Below are 519 nucleotides of genomic sequence, written 5' to 3'. Positions count from 1 at the left end.
AGTGCGACGACCATCGGTATTACCCTGTTCAGCACCAGCTATCAACCCATTAATGGTCCGTTCGGTGACGCCATTGCGGGTAATGGTCAGTGACGCGCTGTCCCCCAGCTGTTCATTCAGGGGAATGTCATCACGTGAGCTCACCACTTTTAACGTCAGGCGATAAAGCTGCGACAGCTCTTCCTGTAAAGTAAATTGCGCTACCTGAAAGGTGGTTTGGGGCAGTGCGCCAATTCGGCAGGTGAAAACTAATCCATCCATATTTGAAACCCTACATAATTGAACCATTATCCTGAAACGGGGATAACGCAAGAAGCCATTAAATGAGCCATGACATGCGGCTCTTTTAAATAGCGGCGGTCTGTTCCGCGGTAAAAAAATGACAGCGTAAAATAGCCATCATTTAATACGTGGCGTTAGAGAGAACAATAGACCGCGTCCAACTGAGTAGGATGGAGTGGAGACAAATAACAGAGAATTTCGCTCTCTAAATATTATGACCACAAGATCACGATATTT

1 protein-coding gene is annotated in these 519 nt (G+C 46.2%); it reads right to left on the bottom strand.

Annotated elements, in window-relative coordinates; translation table 11 throughout:
• A partial coding sequence (locus AAC155_RS24315) for a contractile injection system protein, VgrG/Pvc8 family (protein ID WP_275658251.1) occupies positions 1-261 on the bottom strand: 261 nt, incomplete at its 3' end.
• Positions 262-519 lie beyond the last annotated feature (258 nt).

The organism is Photorhabdus sp. HUG-39, assembly GCF_963878365.1.
GTDB classification, from domain to species: Bacteria; Pseudomonadota; Gammaproteobacteria; order Enterobacterales; family Enterobacteriaceae; genus Photorhabdus; species Photorhabdus kayaii.
The sequence above is the reverse complement of the archived record's forward strand: the minus strand, read 5'-3'. Positions and strand labels throughout refer to the sequence as shown.